The organism is Armatimonas sp. (genome assembly GCF_031410135.1).
In the GTDB taxonomy this organism is placed as follows: domain Bacteria; phylum Armatimonadota; class Armatimonadia; order Armatimonadales; family Armatimonadaceae; genus Armatimonas.
Genome location: NZ_JANNYP010000451.1, coordinates 1 through 17220, shown reverse-complemented (window position 1 = coordinate 17220; position 17220 = coordinate 1). Strand labels below are relative to the sequence as shown.

Sequence of the window (17220 nt, the reverse complement as noted above, 5' to 3'; positions counted from 1 at the left end):
CGAGGAGGCGCTGATTGAGCTTTCAACGAAAGAGGGGCTGCCCTGGCCGCTGATCATCCGCCCCGCCTATACGCTTGGCGGCTCCGGTGGGGGAATCGCGCCGACGGTTCCTGAGCTGCTGGAGATCGCACGTCGTGGGATGCGGCTCTCGCCCGTGAACCAGGTGATGGTAGAGCGCTATCTCAACGGCTGGAAGGAGATCGAGTACGAGGTCATGCGCGATGCCAACGACACCTGTATCACGATCTGTAACATGGAGAACCTCGACCCGATGGGTGTCCACACCGGCGACTCTATTGTTGTTGCGCCCAGCCAGACCCTCTCGGACAAAGAGTACCAGATGTTGCGCACCGCCAGCCTCAAGATCATCCGCGCACTGGAGATCGAGGGGGGCTGTAATGTCCAGATGTCGCTTGATCCCAAGAGCTTCGACTACTACATCATTGAGGTCAACCCCCGCGTCTCGCGCTCGTCTGCGCTGGCGTCAAAAGCGACGGGCTACCCGATTGCCCGAACGGCGGCTAAGATCGCCATCGGCCTGCACCTGGATGAGATTGAGAACAAAGTCACAGGTAAGACCCTAGCCTGCTTCGAGCCGGCGCTGGACTACTGCGTCTGCAAGATCCCTCGCTGGCCCTTCGATAAGTTTGTGAGCGCAGATCGGCGCATTACGACCCAAATGAAGGCCACGGGAGAGGTGATGGCACTGGATCGGACGTTCGAGAGTGCTCTCATGAAAGCCGTGCGTAGCTTGGAGATCGGGGTACATAGCCTGCGCTACCGACACGCGTCGGGCTGGAGCGAGATGCAGCTGGAGAACCTCCTCCGCGTTGCCACTGACGAGCGCCTCTTCGCCATTGCTGAAGCATTCCGTCGTGGAATGCTGGTCGAGGAAATCGCCAATCTAGCGCACTACGACCCGTGGTTTTTGGTGAAGATCAAGAACCTGGTGGACATGGAGCTTCGTCTGGAGCAAGCGGGCGCAAATCTAGACAATGCGCTGCTCGCCGAGGCAAAGTCCCTAGGTTTCCCGGATCGCACCATCGCTGAGCTGACAGGGCAAATAGAGCTGGACATCCGCAACCGCCGTAAAGCCGCCGGAATCATCCCAACCTACAAGATCGTGGACACCTGCGCCGCCGAGTTCGAAGCGAAAACTCCCTACTTCTACTCCAGCTACGAGCCTCTCCATGAGGGAGTGAGTGGGGGCCAGGATGGGTAAGGCCATCTCTCCGGCTCGCTAGGGCTCGCCACCTCTCTTCCTCTTATGGCTTCGTGCCTCGCCGGGAAGAGAGGCTTTTGTTGTAAAATGTGGCATGGCGCACGTTACCAAAGAGATGCTCAGGGAGCGGTTTGTTGAAGCAGGATTAGAATCGTTCTGGCCGCAGCTTGAGCCGCTTATTCGTTCTTCTATCAAGATTAACAGCTCACGGTGCCAAGAGGATTCATTGCAAGTAGGGGCTTCCAAGCGGGGTGGGACTCCCGATCTTCCAACTGGCTTTGTCTGGCCAGAGCGGGATGGCCAACAGTGCGGTTTCCTGTGCCAGATCAATCTCGCTGAAGTCCTACCCTACGATACCGGGAAGTTGCTTCCTGAAGCGGGGCTACTCTCCTTTTTCCTTCGCGAGGACTTTATAGGGGGTGAGGTAGATAGCGATCCCGTTTTTTATTTTCCTCCAGAAGTGCCCCTGGAGCGCTATCCGGTAGCACAAGAAACACTCTTCGGTGTTCTTAAAATTTCTTTTGATTTCACCTGGTTAATTCCCAACAGCTGGTCGGGGAAATTAGATTTTCTAGATAGCAACCCTGAGGCTGAGGCCAAATTTGAAGACGTAATGAACGTCTTGCACGATATGAGCGGGGCTGGTGTTTTCGAAACAATGGCGGCCATTGCTATTGCTGAGGGGGAAACGACTCTCCCGGATGTGTTGCGGCAGCTTCTGACCCCACCTGCCGAACCTCTTGATCCCTTGATGGGATGTGTCTCTTTAGGTGGTGACTCGCTGCTGGGCTACCCAGATGACTATCAAGGCGCTCAGGAACCCGAGTGCGAACTAATCTATCGTGGATTAGTTAAGGGAAGTCATGGGGATCGCCCTGAGAACTATCAGGCACTCTGGCAGGAAGTTAAAGAGCAAGCTTTTCAAGACTGGATCTGCCTTTTGGATACTTCTGATGGTGTAGGTGTTTTCTCACTTAGCTACTGCATACGTCGGTATGATCTCGAAGGCTGGGACTTCACCAAGACCGTGATGATTGCAGTCAACTAAAAAGGTGAAAATGCGTGCTGAGGTTCACGAGGCAATTGTTGTTGCAGGTTAGGAATCTCTAGTGGGCAGGATGGGTAGGGAAGTTTAGCAAAACGGGAGGGCCAGGCAATAATGGTGTGTTATGAACAATATAAAATCTAAAAGCCTGGCTCTTGCGGCGACCGAAGCCCTTGAGGTTCAAGAGAGGGGCTGGTATAGGCTCCCTGGTGGCAAGACAGTCTCGATTGAGAAAGCGTTACGCGCGGCGTGCACAGGGAGCAAGCTCTACCTACCCGAGGACTTTGAGGATCTCTGGGAGCCGCTGGAGCCAACAGCAGGTCAGACGACTATCACGGTAGAGAATCGCTCGACACTGGAGGCAGCGCAGGCACTTCGTCAGCGTTTCCAGAGAGTGGCCCTGCTGAACTTTGCCTCCGCGAAGAACCCTGGCGGCGGGTTTCTCAGCGGCGCACGGGCACAGGAAGAAAGCCTGGCCCGCTCATCGGGGTTGTACTTTGCGATCCGTAGCCAGCCGGATTTCTATGCCTTCCACCGTGAGCAGCGCTCCTGCCTCTACACAGATCGGGTCATTTTTTCGCCCGATGTCCCCGTGTTCGCCGATGACGACCACCGTCCTCTATTGGAGCCATGGACGGTTTCCATGCTCACCTGTGCGGCTGTCAATGTGGGCGCACTGGAGAAAAACTCGCCGCAGAGCTTGGGCTGGGTGCGTACCGTCATGGCTCGCCGGGTCAGGATGGTGCTTGCCGTTGCGGCAGCGCATGAGATCGAGGCACTGGTACTGGGGGCGTGGGGCTGTGGTGTCTTTCGCTGTGACCCGGAGATGATAGCCCAGCTCTTCGCCGAGGCACTGGCGGAACCCAAACTAGGTGGACGGTTTACCCAGATCACGTTTGCGATCATGAACCCACGTAGCGGCCCCGATAAGAACATCGCTGCTTTTGAGAGACAGTTCAGCGCAGGGGCAGGCGGAGAGTAATGGTCGTTCCGCGGGTAGGAGCACTCTCGATCAAGAGCTCTCCTCCGAGCCCCTCCGCTCGCTCGCGCATGGACGAAAGTCCGATGCCCGATCCCACTTCCGAAACGTCAAAGCCAGCCCCGTTGTCGTGGAGAGTCATCGTGAGTACTTTACCGTCACGGGTCAGGGTAACCATTGCCTGAGTTGCTCCCGCCGCGTGCTTGGCGGCGTTGGTGAGCCCCTCCTGAGCCACACGGAGAACCGTCAGGCGCACCGGTTCCGGTAGGCCGGACAGTAGCTCGGCTCCTCGCGTCTCTATGGGTAACCCGGTGCGACGTGAGAGTCTCTCTGCCTCACCCGCCAGAGAGACTTCGATGGACCAGGGGCGGTTGAAAAATGTCCAGTCCCGAACTTGCTGCATGGAATCACGGAGCTGCTGGGCTTCTTCTTTGAGCACGACGATACTGGGGTCGCGTGGATCGGCTTTCTCCCGCACCCGGGCCGCCAGCTCCAGGCGCAAGACAGCGGCGGCAAGGCTATTGCCCACCCCGTCATGGACTTCACGGGAGAGCGAGGAGCGCTGCTCTGCCAGCCCTAGCTCTGATTTTAGGTTTGCCAGTTCTATGGAGACCTGCTCGGAGCGCTCTCGCAGCCGCCGAACCACGGAGCTGACGGCCAGGAGCAGGCCCATTCGGACAACCATCTCCAGTGCGTACGCACCCCAGTCAGGGTGAGTGGAAGGGGAGGGGAAGGTACCCAGAAACAGTGCCAGACAGGCTCCAGAGCGTGTAATACTTGCTTCGACACGGTTCTCTAGTAGTGTCTCGCCCGCGAGAACCACGAACGCCACGACCCAGATCGCACTGTCTAGACCTCCTGAAAAGCGCAGACCCAGGGCAATCGAGATAAGATCCAGGCTCACAAACAGCCAACCGAGCCCATAATAGGCACGGGATGCTATTCCCGCCAGATCGCGCCGTGCTGAGGCCCAGTTACGCACCCCAAGGTTTGCCGCCGCCAGCACTAGGACGGCCATGAAGGGCTTGAGCTGAATGGGTGGTGCTTGCGTGTCTACTCCGGCAGCACGGACAAATGCCCAGATAACAATTCCGACGACACAGGCCCAGTAGATACCATTGGGGTTCTGACGTACATGACGACTCAAGCGGCGTGCACGACGCGAGAGGGCGGGCATCTGGGACTACAGGGTTCCGTTGAGGACGTAGCGGTAGAGGGAGAGACGCAACATTTTACAGGCATCATCGGCAAGTTTCTCGGGAGCAGCACTTCCATCGGTAGCTTCCAGCGTGACCAGATGCTCTCCCCGCACCTGAATCGTGGCTCCTGTCTTGCGAACATCGTAGACCTGAAGATCCTGATTGAGCACTTTATCGAGTGTTGCCGCCACAGTCTTGGCCCGCTCAGGCTTGGTGGTTCGTAGAAACACCTTGCCATCTAAAAGAACTTCCGTCGCAGGGCCATCGGTGCGTGTGGCGACCTTGAGAATATCCGCTGTCGCACGTCGGTTGATCGGGAGCCCCATCTGGGAGATCTGGGAGATCATGGACTCTGCCCGGATTTTTTCGGGGGGGTGCGTTCGGAAAATCCCCATCTCAACATCGGGGCGGCTACGCTGGTCTCGCGCAAGGCGCTCCATAAATGTGAGCATCCCGACCGGGTTATAGCCCGCTTTCTGCGCGAGGATAATTCCCCCCTGATCGGCATCACGCTCCGCCGTCTGCCCGTAGCCATTGACTTTCTGGATCGCCAGGAGCTGGAAGCCCGTCAGGAGGTTGCCGGTATCCTGCATCGGGACTTTGGCTAAAATGGCTCCTAGTGCTGCAATCGCCATTTGAGTATTGAGCTTGCTCTGCTCCCGCTGGAGCTTTGCCCCGTGGCTGTGGGCGGCGTGGATAACTTCATGGCCCATCACGCCGGCGAGCTCATCGTCAGACTGCGCGTACTTAAGCAGCCCTTTGTTGATATAAACATAGCCTCCTGGCAGCGCAAACGCGTTGGTGTCAGGATCGTCCACGATAAAGAACTTGTAGTTGAGTGGTCGGGTGAGCTTATTCTCGGTGCCGTAGAGGGCGGGAATAGGCGTGATATTGGCAAGAGCGGCGAGCTTCTGCCCAATCGTCTCCACGCGCTTGACCAAGGCCGGGTCGCTGACCAGCTTAAGGCCGCTCTTGAGCATCTCTTCATGAGCCTCACGGCCCATCTTGACCTCGGGGTCTTCAGCAGGTGGGGCGGTCGGCTTTTGTGCCCAGACAGCTGTCAATCCTAGACAAAGTACAGTAGCAGCGAGTGCGGCAGTGCGTTTCATGATGGATCCCTCCTGTATTCTACGACATTCCGAGGTAAATAGTTCCAGAAAGACAAAGAGGCGAGGCGCAGTGCGCCTCGCCTCAAAAGATCGCCATCAGAGAGCCTACTTGTAGCGGCGCGCCCCGGCATACTTGCCGTTGTAGTAGGGCAGATCAAGGGGATCCATGACCACACCACGCTTGCTACTGGCAGCATGGACAAACATCCCGTTGCCAACGTACATCCCGACATGGGAGATCCCGGCGCGGTAGGTTCCGGCAAAGAAGACCACGTCTCCGGGCTGGAGCTCATTACGAGAGAGGCGCTTGCCGACCTGAAACTGCTCACGGGCAGTTCGGGGAAGGGAGACGCCCTCGCCCCGCATCAGGTGCTGGACAAAGCTGGAGCAGTCGAAAACTCCATTGTTACCCGATGCCCCAAAGACATAGCGTGAGCCACGGTAGGCGATTGCACGGGAGATAAGCTTACTATTCACCCCAACGCGGCCACTACGGGGGCCATTGGCTTCGAGGGCAGCGCGGCTCTTGCCGATGGTATCTTCGTCTGCTGCGAGCGTATGGTCGAGTTCTTCGTCGCCCGTCTCAAGAGTCAGGTTGATCGTGCTCTCGTCATCGGGGTCGGTTGCCTTGACAGCAGGCGCTGGCTTGGCGGTAGAGGAAGGCTTGGTGGCTTTGGTGGCGACCACAGTGGTCTTGGAGCGCTTGGCTCCCTCAAAGCGAGTACGGTTCTGGGCCGTGGCCACCGTGGTGGTGGTAAGAGCAAACAAAGTGAAGGCGATGGTAAGTTGTGTCTGCAGGGGGTTCGTTCTAAAGCGCGTCAATATTTCGTTCCTTAATCCTTAGCGTTCCTGTTTATGGTCAATCGCAGAAATCAGTGTAACCCGGAGGCTTGTAGGTTGTCAATAGTAGGTGTGACGCAGGACACTGGTTTTTACTGTATTAATTTTGGGTAGATTGAGGTATCCTCCTTAGTGTCTTTGTGAAATTCAAGTGAGGTAAATTTCCACCATGTTTTTTAAGCGAATGCAGAAAGTTTTTGTTCCCGGTCTTGTCGTGATGGCATTGGCAGGGAGTGCGCACGCAGATCTCAAGGTCGTCTCGAAGATGACGATGGATGGGCCGTCGATGGCCGGACTGGCCGGTGGTATCGGGGGAGGTGCAGGCGTTGCCGTACCCAAGCCGGGCGAGGCATCCAAGACCACGACTTACTACAAGGGCAGTAAAGTTCGTGTTGAAGATGCCGCTGGCATGGTCACGATCACCGACAACGAAGCCGGAACCATGACACAGATAGACCCGAAAAAGAAGACCTACTCCACCGTCAAGCTGGCTGAGATGACCAAGCAGCTCGCCGATGGCATGGGGCCAGCCTCTCAGTTTTTAGAGATGATGGAGATGAAGGTTAAGAGCAATGTCAAGCCCGGTGGCCATGAGCGCGAGATCGCAGGCAAGAAAGCAACCGACTATCTCTGGACGGCTACCATGAGTATGGGCATGAAAGGCGGCGATGATTCCGCCGGCGAGCTGGCCAATATCACCATGGAAGGCGAGCAGTGGACCACAGAAGAGATCAAGCTTCCTGCGACGAGCACTCCCGCAGGTGCTCCCCAGATACCAGGCATTGGGGGCGGCATGATGGGCGGCATGATGAAGATGATGAACAACATGCCCGGTATGAAGAGCATGATGGAGACCATGGCCAAGATCAAGGGCTTCTCGCTCCTGACCAACATGAAGATCACCATTAAGAGCCCCTTCGCCGAGGCACAGGGACAGGATCTTTCCAAGCCCATTAGCAACAAGACCGAGGTTGTTGAGCTGAGTGAGGCAGAGCTTCCCGCCAGTCTCTTTGTCGCTCCGGAAGGCTTCAAGAAGGTTCTGTATAAGGCTCCTCAGATGCCCGCAGGGTTTGGAGGTTAGCGTATGCAACGAGCGTTTTTCACTCTTGTCATGGTGGTGCTTTTGGTCACCACCGCACATGCTGATCTGAAGCTGGTGCAGAAGACCTCCATGGAAGGGGATCTGAGCAAGAGGGTTCAGGGAGCAGGCGGACCGTCCACGCCGCCGTCTGTGACAATGTTCTACAAGGGAAACAAGACACGCACTGAGGCGGGCGACCGGGTGACCATCTTTGATGGTGAGCGTATTCTCCTGCTCAATCCGGCAAAGAAAACCTATCAAGCAATTCCGAAAAACGCGGGCGCGGATATGGCAAGTGCCAATCCCATGATGGCGATGATGGATATCAAGGCTAGTGTGGATGTTAAAGCGACGGGTAAAACCCAGACGATTCAGGGGAAACAGGCCAAGCAGTATGTCATGACCATGACCATGAAGCTTGGGATGAAGCAAGGCGCAGGCGGTGGAGCAAGTGGCGAAGCCCCTCAGATACCTCCGTTCACAACTCGGACAGAGCTGTGGACGGCGGAGTTTTCCGGAATCACTCTCTCTCCTAGCATGGCAAAGCAAAACATGCCGGGCGGGATTGCGAGTATGCCTTTCGTGAAAGACATGACCGAGAAGCTCAAAACCATCAAGGGAATTCCTCTTCTGACCACGATGAATCAGGAAATCATGGGTAAGAAGATGAACATGTCGGTCAAGACTGTCTCACTCTCCGAAGCGCCTCTTCCCAACAGCCTCTTCGCTCCCCCCGCAGGCTACAAACAGGTGCCCTACACGGCTCCTGCGATGCCCATGATGCCTGGTGGTGGTTAGCGCCGAGGCACCAACAAGATCGCCGTGGGAACTTGGACACCGGTGGGCTCAACCTCTTTGAGCCCGCCGTTTTCTTGGTAGACCAGCTGGGCGGAGGGGCCACCATCAAGGCACATGGCTTCGTCAGGGGCACTGTGGAGCGTGTTTTTAAAGAAACTCATCAAGTACCGGGCCAGCTCACCATAGGTCATAGCATCCGCGCGACAGAAGACGAGAAAGCGTCCGTTCGATGCCACGGCAAGACGCGGGACCCGGACATCACTGATCAGCTTCTCGGCACGATCTGAGATGTCCACTTTTTCTTTGTGGATCAGTCGAGGCCCACAGGCCACCGCCGACTGCACACGCCATGTCAAAGGGGTCTTGGTCTTAACCGGCTTCTCGTAGCGGCGCACTCCCGACAGCTCCGTGCCTGCCGCCCACGCAAACTGCACCTCGCCCGACTCAGAGAATCCCACTGCCGAGCGAAGTGCCTCCCCGACTGGTGTCCCTGGGGCGACGATCTTTCCCTCTAAGATGCAGAGCTGGACAAGCTGCTTACGTCGCCCTAGCGAGTCGTAGCTCTCCCCGAAAAAGCCACCATTGACTCCCGCCACCGCATCGTATTTCTCGGCCCAATCGCGCACGGTGCGTGCATCCCCGACGATGTTATTTCGCAGCGGCTCCAAGTTTTCGGCCACGACTGTCGGGCGAACGGTGGCAATATTGCGATCCACGGTCAGGGTCTGAGCGAGGGCGACTCGATCCTGGCGAAAGACAACTCCCTCAGTGACGGTGACCTCGGGGGAGGGCGAGTGAGGGCACCCCGCAAGCAAAAGAGCCGCCGCGAGAGACGCGGCGACTCGGAGTGAAGAACTTCGTCGGTTAGACGAAATCAATATTCTTGACCTCTTTGGCGTATTTTTCAATAAAGGCGCGCCGCGGCTCGACTTTATCGCCCAGAAGGACGGTGAACATCTGATCTGCTTCGGCAGCTTCCTCGACGGTAACCTGCGCCAGAGTTCGGTTGGCCGGGTTCATGGTGGTGTCAGCAAGGTCATCGGGGTTCATCTCTCCTAGACCTTTAAAGCGGGTGACATGGGTGTCGCGCTTCTTGATCTCTTTTAGGATACGATCCCGATCGGCCTCCGTGCGTGCGTAGACTTTCTGGTCTTTACCGATGCGGATCGAGTAGAGCGGCGGCTGTGCGACATAGATATGCCCACTCTCCACCAGCGGCTTCATGTACCGGTAGAAAAAGTTCAGCAACAAGGTGCGGATATGATCACCGTCCACGTCCGCGTCGGCCATGATAATAATCTTGTGGTAGCGCAGCTTCGCTAGATCAAAGTTACTCCCCTTGTCTTTTTCTTCATCCGGAGAGGTCGAAAGAGCGATCCCGGCCCCAATTGCCATGATGAGCTGCTTGATACCATCGTTGTCGAGCGCACGGTCAATACGGGCTTTCTCCACACAGAGGATCTTCCCCCGAAGCGGGAGGACAGCCTGTGTTCGTCGGTCGCGGCCCTGCTTGGCGGAACCACCTGCCGAGTCGCCTTCGACGATATAGAGCTCACACTTGCTGGCGTCTTTCTCCATGCAGTCGGCGAGCTTACCGGGTAAACCGCCGCCGTCCATGGCGCTCTGTCGCTTGATCAGATCCGCCGCTTTTCGGGCAGCATCACGAGCACGCTGGGCCAGAGAGGCTTTCTCGAGCACGGCTTTGGCGATATTGGGGTTCTCCTCAAAGAACTCCGCCAGCCCCTCACCGACAATCGAGTTGGTGACGCCTTGAATCTCCGGGTTGCCGAGCTTGTTTTTTGTCTGCCCTTCAAACTGCGGGTTGGAGATGCGCACCGAGATCACTGCGACCAAGCCCTCGCGCACATCGTCGCCAGAGAAGTTATTGTCTTTTTCTTTTAGGTAGTTGGCTTTGCGGGCGTAGGTATTGATCACACGGGTCAGTGCGGTCTGGAACCCGGAGAGGTGCGTTCCACCGTCGTGCGTGTTGATATTATTAACAAAGGAGTAGATATTCTCCTGGTAGCCCTTGTTGTACTGGAGTGCGATCTCAATCTGCGCACTTTCGCCGTCACGGTACTCGCGCTCGCGGTAGAAATAGATCACCCGCGCGTGCATCGGATCTTTGTTCTCATTAAGATGGGCGACGTACTCGGCAATGCCACGCTTGTGGTGGTAGACCTCGGGCTCGCCATCGTGCAGCTCATCAATAAAAGTGATCGACACTTCTTTGTTAAGGTAGGAGAGCTCCCGGATACGGGCTCGGATACGATCCGCAGAGTAGGCAAGCTGACCTTCCTCGTTCAGCGCACTGACGAAGATCGTATCATCGGCGAGCCAGGTCTGGGTGGTGCCGGTCTCGCTTGGATCGCACTCCCCAACGATATGCAACTTCTTGGTGACCTTGCCCCGTGCAAAGCGAATCTTGTGGATCTTACCATTTTGCTTGACAGTGGTTTCCATCCAGGTAGAGAGAGCATTGACACAGCTCGCTCCGACACCATGAAGTCCACCCGATGTCTTGTAGCCACCGCCACCGAACTTTCCACCCGCGTGGAGCTCTGTCAGAGCAAGTTCCACCCCAGGTTGACCGGACTTAGAGTTGATGCCAACGGGGATTCCGCGTCCGTTGTCCTCGACACTGATCGTGCGGTTTTTATGAAGGATCACCGTGATATTGGTACAGTGTCCTGCTAAAACTTCGTCAATGGAGTTGTCAATGATCTCCCGGAAGAGATGGTGCATTCCCGGAATGCCCGTATCGCCAATGTACATCGCAGGACGGTGCCGAACGGCTTCTAGTCCTTCTAGTTTCGAGATCGAGTCTCCGTCGTAGACTGTCTCGATTTTTTCGAGTGTTGGAGTTTCAACAACCTCGTCGCCCTCGTTCATCTCACCCAAAATTTCGTTCTCTTTATCACTTGCCAAAGTCTGATCCTCCCGTAGATTTTACCATGAAGCGGCCTTAAACTCCCTCTTGCCTCAGCATTCCGGAAAGGATCGCCTCGGCTTCGTCGGGGTGGCGCACAAAGTGCGCCTCAATCGCTGCTGCTGTCACTGCCCAAACAGCACTTGCCGCTTCCGGGTTGCCAAGCCGGTTTTTTGTCGGCCCTTCAAACTGGGGATAGGGCACACGCACCGAGAGGACGACCGCAACCCCAAGCCCCGCTTTGCATGGCTCAAAATCCCGCCCACTCTTTCGTGCCCATGTGCCGATTGTTCTCGAGACTGCCTGCCGAAACCCCGTGAGCGGCGTGCCTGCATCGGGCAGTTCAACCCCATTTCCAAACACGCGCCAGACGGGCTCGTCCTGAGTGAAGAAAAACGCGACCTCTGCCTCAACCCCATCTTGAGTTCCCGTCCCTGCGATAACGTTCGGATGCACCGGTCGGCGCACCGCGACATTCTCCCGCGCCCACTCCGAGATGCCACCAGGGAAGTTCATGACCTGAGGATCGCAGCCCTTGCTCTCGTCGGTGAACGTCACGGTGAGCTGGGGATAGAGAAACGCCTGCTGTCGCAAGTTCGCCAGAAGCCGCTCGACCGACCACCCGGTGGTGGAGAAAATCTCAGGGTCGGGTTTGAAGCGAATCTGCGTCCCGCTGGGGCCGTCAAAAGCGCTCTCGCGCTCCGACACAAGCTCGCCGCGCTCCGTCCGAACCACGACCTCCCGCCCCGCCTGCCAGACCGTCGTCTTCATCCACTCCGAGAGAGCACTGACACAATTTAACCCGACCCCATGAAGTCCTCCAGAGACTCTATAGGTGCGGATTATTCCAAACTTACCTCCCGAATGTAGCTCCGAGAGAATGGGCTTGATGTGATTCAAGGAAATTCCATGTCCATTGTCACGTATAGTGAGGCTACCATCAGAGTGCAAAATAACCCAGATTTGATTGCTATATCCAGCCATCACTTCGTCAATGCAGTTATCCATAATCTCTTTGAAAAGATGATGGAATCCGAAAATGCCGGTATCGCCAATGAACATGGCAGGACGGTGGCGGATAACATCACGAGCAGTGAGTTTGACAAGATCAGCCTCTGTATAAGTATGCTCAGTTTTTGAGATTTCCAGGGTGGTATCTGCCATGTGAAAGCCTTTCAATAATTAGTCTGAATATATCAAAGACTGACAGGTAATTATATCGTCATTTCATGATTTTTGCTTAATGGAACGCTGCTAAATACGGGTAGAATGTTGCTATGTTTATGCCTTTCGTCGCCATTATCGCGCTGTTTTGTGTCTCGGCTCCGACTGCGAAAAAGAAGGAAACGGTGCGACAACTTGCGCCGGGGGTGGAGCTGGTTCAGGAAGTCACACCGGAGGGCGATAAAGACGGGCCGCTGGTGGTGACGACCGTGCGAATTGATCCGAAGGTGAAGGGCGTACGAGTCGAAGCGGCGCTGGGGGGGGATACGGTCTGGGCCAATGATGCGACTCTGGGGCGGGAGATTCCCTCTAAGACCGTGGCGCGGCGCAAGGCGGTCGCGGGGATCAATGCGAGCTTCTTTCCGTTTGCGGGCAACCCCATCGGGCTGCATATCGAGAACGGTGAGCTGGTGACGGAGCCAGGACTTCCCCGCACGGCGTTTGTGCTCTTGGACGATGGCACGGCGCAGTGCGCTCGGTTTTCCTATGCGGGAGCCGTGAATGGAAAGCCTCTGGCAGGTCTGAATCGCAAGCCTGGCAAGGGCGACGAGTTGCTTCTCTTCACCCCGATCTTTGCGGAGAATACCCTCAAGACTGAGGGGCGCGTCGAGGTGGTGCTGGAAGGCGTGCCGCTCCCCCTCAAGCCAGGAGCCGAGCAGACCGGAACCGTGGCATCTGTTGGAGAAGGCGGGCTGACTCCGATAAAGCCAGGCTCTGTCGTGCTCTCCGGGGGCGGTGCACTAGGAACATGGCTCAAGGAATGGGCAAGGCCAGGCGAGAAAGCGAATCTCAACCTAACGATCACGCCACTCGACGGAAGCCCTGCGCTTGATCCGGCTAAGATCCGGCAGGCAGTGACAGGCTCGGGGTGGCTCCTGAAGAACGGGAAGCTGGCGCTGGACCTGAAGGCGGAGAAGATCGCGGAGAACTTCTCAACGACACGTCACCCGCGCACGGCAGTGGGAGTCACGGGGGAGGGGAAGATTCTGTTTGTGACGGTAGATGGTCGCCAGCCCAAGCTCTCCCGTGGCGCGTCTCTGACTGAACTGGCGGTGATAATGCTGGCGATGGGGGCTGTCGAGGCAGTGAACCTGGATGGAGGCGGCTCGTCGGCGTGTGCGGTGCGTGGCGCGGTGGCGAGCTCGCCATCGGAAGGTGTCGAGCGGCCCGTCGCCGATAGCCTGCTAGTCTTTGCCGACGAGCCCATGGTGATGCCCGTTTTAGCGACACTCGCTCCCACCACTCCGCTCGGTGTCGGGGAGGTGCGGCAATTAGCGCTCCCTGATGGTGTTGATGCGGCCACGGCTGCCTGGACTGTGCGAGGAGGGGTGGGGTTTATCGATCAAGAGGGCGTTTTCCGAGCACAGCGCCCCGGCAAAGGGACAGTACTCCTTTGGCGCGGCACGGAGTCGCTGGAACTACCGATCGTGGTGACTAAGAGTACAATCGTCCCTACCAAGCCAGAGCCCAAGCTTGACAGCGCCGCCTTTATCCCCCAGGGTATTTTCTCGACAAATGGTGGTACGCTGATGCTCACCATTTCCAATAGCGAGGGCGACAAGCTGGGTAACGAGATAATTTTGCTTCAGGTCACGGGCGGCGTGGCGACCCCCAATCCCGTCACCACCAGCCCAAAGGGAGAAGCCACGGTAACAATTCAGTGGGACAGTGCAACGGCCCCTGCAGCACGCAAGATCAAGCTCTCGTCACCGAATAAGCGCTTCGAGAGCGTGACTATCAAGCCGACTTAGGGGCGTTGCGTGGGAGTAAAAACGCAGCGATCACCGCACCAATTGCCCCCATCCAGAACGGGGCGGCGGGGGAGAGATGGTCGTAGAGCAGCCCGGCGAGCAGGCTGGCGGGGAGCGCTCCTAGCCCGACCACTAAGTGAAAAACACCAAGCTGGGCACCTCGGTGGGCGGGGTCTGTGAGATCCGCGGCGAGGGCTTTCTGTGCCCCTTGCGTGAGGGTCTGGTAGAGGCCGTAGAGCAGAAAGAGCCCGAGCACCACGCCAAAGCCCGATCCTTTGGGAAGCAGCGCAAAGCCCGCGTACGTCAGGGCGTAGACCAGCCAGCCTGCGATAATCAAAGGCCGTCGCCCGATTTTGTCCGAAAACTTTCCTGCAGTGTAACCCAGCAGCGCCTCGACGAGGTTGAAGAGGGCATAGAGGAGCAAGATACGCTCTGGGCTCAGCGCCGCCCCTTCTTGTGCCCGAATTAGCAGGAACTGATCCGACGAGTTGACAAGGCTGAAGATACCGACCGCGAGCAAGTAGCGGCGGAAAGCTGGTGAGAGCTTCACCCCCTTCGCGAAGCCCCACCCTGAGGGTACCCGGGTCGGCGAAGCCGGGGGGAGGTTGGCAAGCGAAACAGGTTTCTCTTTGGGCTTTTCTTTGACGGCGAGCCAGAGCAGCAGCACACCAAGGAGGGCGGGAATGAAGGCAATCCAATAGAGGTTTCGCAGGCCGTTGGGATTTGCGCGCAGGAAGAAGTAGCCGACGAGGGGGCCGAGAACCGCGCCCGTAGTATCGAGGCTACGGTGCAGGCCAAAGGCGCGGCCTCGCTGCTCCTTGGGGCAGACATCCGCGATGAGAGCGTCGCGGGGAGCGCCACGGAGCCCCTTGCCGGTGCGATCCAGTAGGCGGGCAAAGAGGATCTGTGGCCAGACACCCGCCGCGCCGATCAGGGGTTTGGAGAGCGCTGCCAATCCGTAACCAAGCAATGCGAGTGGCTTGCGTCTGCCCATTCTGTCCGAGAGCGTGCCCGAGTAGAGCTTTAGGATACTCGCCGTGGACTCGGCCAGCCCCTCGATCAGCCCAATCACCGACGCTGGAGCGCCCAGCATCCGCAGGAGTGTCCCATTGATCGGGTAGACCATCTCGCTGGAGAGGTCGGTGAGGAGGCTGACGAAGCCGAGGGCCTTAACGGTCGGCGGGAGCGGCTCGGACCCACCCGGCCTTTGTTCGTCCCTCACTACGGCCACCCTCCCTCAGGGCAAGGAGGGTTAGAGAAGGTTAGAAGTGCCATAGCAAGTCGGTGTCTTTTTCGAGTGGGTGATCCATGAGATACGCCCGGAGCGCGGGGATGGGCATGAGATTCTCGCGCAAAAACGCGTCGTGGAAGGCGCGGTCGGTCTTGCCGGACTCTAGCCACTCGGCGTGCAGTGCGTGTACCTGCATCCCACCGATCAGATAGGCGAGCTGGTAGAGCGGGTCGTAGTTGCCGCCAAAGCTGCGCCGAACTTCCGCCTCGGCGTTCTTGGGCTCGTGCCCGACTTCCTCGACGAGTAGGTCAATGCACTGCTGTGGTGTCCACTCGCCCAGGTGGAACTTTAACGAAAACAGCACGCGGGCGCAGCGGTGCAAGCGCCAGAAGAGCATCCCGACGCGCTGGAGAGCTGTCTGAGGGAAGCCTCGCTCCCATAATAAAAACTCCCAGTGCAGGGTCCAGCCCTCCACCCAGAACGCCGTCCAGAACTGCCTTCGGTAGGGCCGGTAGCGCTCCTGGAAGAACGACTGCATGTAGTGGCCGGGGATCAGCTCGTGGTGCACCGTGGCACGGGCGAAGGCTTTGTTGTTACCTCGCTTGCTCATCTGCTTGAAGTCGTGCTCCATCGTGTCGGTGGGATAGGAAACCCAGATCGTCTCGCCGCCGAGAAAGAACGGGTTGACGCGCTGCATCTCTGGCGACATCATGATCATCCGCCAGCCGTCACGGGCAAGCTCGGGCACGGTAAGCAGATTATTGTCTTCCACAAAGACAATCGCCTCGCGGGTGAGCTCACGGATCAGCGCGACTTGCTCGCCGGGCTTGCAGTGATCCTGCTTAGCCGCCTCAATCGCCGCCCGTCCGTTGGGTAAGCCTAGCTCCTGCGCCGCTTTTTCCAGCTCCGCAAGGCACCACTGCCGGTCGGCATCGGCTTTGGCGATTAGCTCCTCGGGAGTGTAGGGAATAAAGCTCGCGCGTAGCTCCGCGATCAGCGCATCACGGCCAACGGGATCGCCGACAATGGCATCGTTGTCCGAGGGTTTGAGCGCCGTGGCGTACTCGGTCAGCGCTTTCTCTACTTTCTCGTACGGCACGCGGCACCACCAGCCGACCAGGGGATCGTAGCCACCGTAGAAGGTCCACCAGTTTTTGAGAGTCTCCAGAACGCTCTCCGTCGCCTTTGCCGCCCGCAGCCCGAGTGTCTGCTTTAGACCCTCCGGCTTCGACGGAATCGTCAGAAGGGCCGCATCAAGTATCCCCGCCGCCGCTTCCCCGTCAATGGGTAAGTGATCGCGCCGGGCATCGTCGAGATCGGTGAGCGAAAGCACAAACGGCACCAGCGCGGCGATCTCGTCAAACTCCGTCTTGCTCCGCGTGAGACGCTCACTTTCACGGGTGAGGAGGTTGCGGAAGAGCAGCCAGTCGAGGCGATCCGGGCGCGTGAACTCATCGAAGGGGAGCTGCTCTAGCGCGGCTTGCCATGTTGCGAAATAGTCCGTGAGTTTTGCGAAGCGCTGGGGCGAGTGCAGATTTGGGTAACGCCGCTCAATGGCGGCGCGGTCGGAGGCAAAGCGTGCCAGGATTGCGGGCATGCGGTCGGCGGGAGAGGCGAGAAGCTCATCAAGGGGAATCATTGGAGCGATTATACCCGCCGCCGATTGGAACGGCGGAATATGTCAATGATTTTGAGACACTTTTCTTTTTTAATTTAGACTCTTTTTGCCTCCAGACTTACCCTGCATTTATCATCTGTCACGGCGGGCAAAGCGGAGTCCAGCACGAGTGCCAATACAGGAGGATTGATCCA

The 17220-nt window shown here is 57.6% G+C and carries 15 protein-coding genes; 7 read left to right on the top strand and 8 right to left on the bottom strand.

Features of this window, described 5'->3' with window-relative positions; all coding sequences use genetic code 11:
- The 3 genes from RMO15_RS16720 to RMO15_RS16710 all read left to right on the top strand — a co-directional run.
- Window positions 1-1222: carbamoyl-phosphate synthase subunit L (locus RMO15_RS16720; protein ID WP_369016128.1), on the top strand; the 1222-nt coding region annotated here is incomplete at its 5' end.
- Window positions 1223-1316: 94 nt separating this feature from the next.
- Entirely contained in the window at window positions 1317-2270 is a 954-nt protein-coding gene (locus RMO15_RS16715; protein ID WP_309714583.1) for a DUF1963 domain-containing protein, read from the top strand.
- 121 nt (window positions 2271-2391) lie between these two features.
- Window positions 2392-3249 (top strand): TIGR02452 family protein, encoded by an 858-nt coding sequence (locus RMO15_RS16710; RefSeq protein ID WP_309714582.1) that lies wholly within the window; start codon window positions 2392-2394, stop codon window positions 3247-3249.
- Here RMO15_RS16710 and RMO15_RS16705 read toward each other — a convergent pair.
- The 3 genes from RMO15_RS16705 to RMO15_RS16695 all read right to left on the bottom strand — a co-directional run bounded on the left by RMO15_RS16705 (window position 3224) and on the right by RMO15_RS16695 (window position 6376).
- Window positions 3224-4423, bottom strand: coding sequence for a sensor histidine kinase (locus tag RMO15_RS16705; protein WP_309714581.1), 1200 nt, complete (start codon window positions 4421-4423; stop codon window positions 3224-3226). The genes RMO15_RS16710 and RMO15_RS16705 overlap by 26 nt on opposite strands.
- Window positions 4424-4429: 6 nt before the next feature.
- Window positions 4430-5554: a M48 family metalloprotease gene (locus RMO15_RS16700; protein ID WP_309714580.1), complete on the bottom strand. Its 1125-nt coding sequence runs from the start codon at window positions 5552-5554 to the stop codon at window positions 4430-4432.
- 105 nt (window positions 5555-5659) lie between these two features.
- Complete coding sequence (locus tag RMO15_RS16695) at window positions 5660-6376, bottom strand: C40 family peptidase (RefSeq protein WP_309714579.1); 717 nt, start codon at window positions 6374-6376, stop codon at window positions 5660-5662.
- 187 nt (window positions 6377-6563) lie between these two features.
- On the opposite strand from RMO15_RS16695, the gene RMO15_RS16690 reads away from it, so the two are divergent.
- Together RMO15_RS16690 and RMO15_RS16685 are read left to right on the top strand one after the other, a co-directional pair.
- Entirely contained in the window at window positions 6564-7475 is a 912-nt protein-coding gene (locus RMO15_RS16690) for a hypothetical protein (protein WP_309714578.1), read from the top strand.
- Window positions 7476-7478: 3 nt separating this feature from the next.
- Complete coding sequence (locus RMO15_RS16685) at window positions 7479-8273, top strand: hypothetical protein (RefSeq protein ID WP_309714577.1); 795 nt, start codon at window positions 7479-7481, stop codon at window positions 8271-8273.
- Here the strand turns inward: RMO15_RS16685 and RMO15_RS16680 are convergent.
- The 3 genes from RMO15_RS16680 to RMO15_RS16670 all read right to left on the bottom strand — a co-directional run bounded on the left by RMO15_RS16680 (window position 8270) and on the right by RMO15_RS16670 (window position 12186).
- Window positions 8270-9151 carry a phosphodiester glycosidase family protein gene (locus tag RMO15_RS16680; RefSeq protein ID WP_309714576.1) on the bottom strand — a complete coding sequence of 294 codons (882 nt, stop codon included), beginning with the start codon at window positions 9149-9151 and terminating at the stop codon, window positions 8270-8272. The two genes, RMO15_RS16685 and RMO15_RS16680, sit on opposite strands and share 4 nt — an antisense overlap.
- Window positions 9138-11165: a type IIA DNA topoisomerase subunit B gene (locus RMO15_RS16675; protein WP_369016129.1), complete on the bottom strand. Its 2028-nt coding sequence runs from the start codon at window positions 11163-11165 to the stop codon at window positions 9138-9140. Before RMO15_RS16675 ends, RMO15_RS16680 begins: the two co-directional genes overlap by 14 nt.
- Before the next feature lie 73 nt (window positions 11166-11238).
- Complete coding sequence (locus tag RMO15_RS16670) at window positions 11239-12186, bottom strand: ATP-binding protein (RefSeq protein ID WP_309714584.1); 948 nt, start codon at window positions 12184-12186, stop codon at window positions 11239-11241.
- Here RMO15_RS16670 and RMO15_RS16665 point away from each other — a divergent pair.
- Both RMO15_RS16665 and RMO15_RS16660 read left to right on the top strand, forming a co-directional pair.
- Window positions 12112-12342, top strand: a complete 231-nt coding sequence (locus RMO15_RS16665) for a hypothetical protein (RefSeq protein ID WP_309714585.1) — start codon at window positions 12112-12114, stop codon at window positions 12340-12342. The genes RMO15_RS16670 and RMO15_RS16665 overlap by 75 nt on opposite strands.
- Window positions 12343-12479: 137 nt before the next feature.
- Window positions 12480-14177, top strand: coding sequence for a phosphodiester glycosidase family protein (locus tag RMO15_RS16660; protein ID WP_309714574.1), 1698 nt, complete (start codon window positions 12480-12482; stop codon window positions 14175-14177).
- Here the strand turns inward: RMO15_RS16660 and RMO15_RS16655 are convergent.
- Both RMO15_RS16655 and RMO15_RS16650 read right to left on the bottom strand, forming a co-directional pair.
- Window positions 14164-15399 (bottom strand): MFS transporter, encoded by a 1236-nt coding sequence (locus tag RMO15_RS16655; RefSeq protein WP_309714573.1) that lies wholly within the window; start codon window positions 15397-15399, stop codon window positions 14164-14166. The two genes, RMO15_RS16660 and RMO15_RS16655, sit on opposite strands and share 14 nt — an antisense overlap.
- 40 nt (window positions 15400-15439) lie before the next feature.
- Window positions 15440-17047: a DUF885 family protein gene (locus RMO15_RS16650; protein WP_309714572.1), complete on the bottom strand. Its 1608-nt coding sequence runs from the start codon at window positions 17045-17047 to the stop codon at window positions 15440-15442.
- Window positions 17048-17220 lie beyond the last annotated feature (173 nt).